Below are 562 nucleotides of genomic sequence, written 5' to 3'. Positions count from 1 at the left end.
CACTTCCGGATCGCGTAGACCGCAGCCGGACCGTTGGCCGCGCCACCGCGCGAGACGGAGGCCCCAACAGGGTTACAGGTGCCCGCTTCCATGCGGATGCCCCATTCATCAACGGGTACACCGTTCGGCTCACCCACGTCACCGGCACCGGCCATCGACAGCCATGCGTCGGTCATACGCCAGCCCAGGTCAGGTGCGCGTTTGCCATAGTCCATGTGACCGTAGATTGTCACACCGTCGATCTCTTTCACGTCGTTGGTGAAAAACTCGGCAATGTCTTCGTAGGCCGACCAGTTGACCGGAACGCCAAGGTCATAGCCGTACTTTTCTTTGAACGCGGCCTTGTTGGCCTCGTCATCGAACCAGTCCTTGCGGAACCAGTAGAGGTTTGCAAACTGCTGGTCGGGCAGCTGATAGAGCTTGCCATCCGGACCTGTGGTGAACTGAATGCCCATGAAGTCATCCAGATCCAGAGTCGGCGAGGTTGTCGCCGCCCAGTCGCCTGCCATCATGTCGGTCAGCGGATAGGCCAGTTGCAGGCGCGAGTGCGTCCCGATCAGGT

General features: G+C 60.3%; 1 pseudogene. It reads right to left on the bottom strand.

Annotation, left to right across the window (positions count from 1 at the left end):
- A pseudogene (locus ACR0E6_RS22875) lies at positions 1 to 562 on the bottom strand (carbohydrate ABC transporter substrate-binding protein); the annotation flags it as partial.

It is taken from the genome of Ruegeria sp. AP12 (assembly GCF_056540025.1).
Note: the sequence above shows the minus strand (reverse complement) of the source record. Positions and strands in the feature narration are given on the sequence as shown.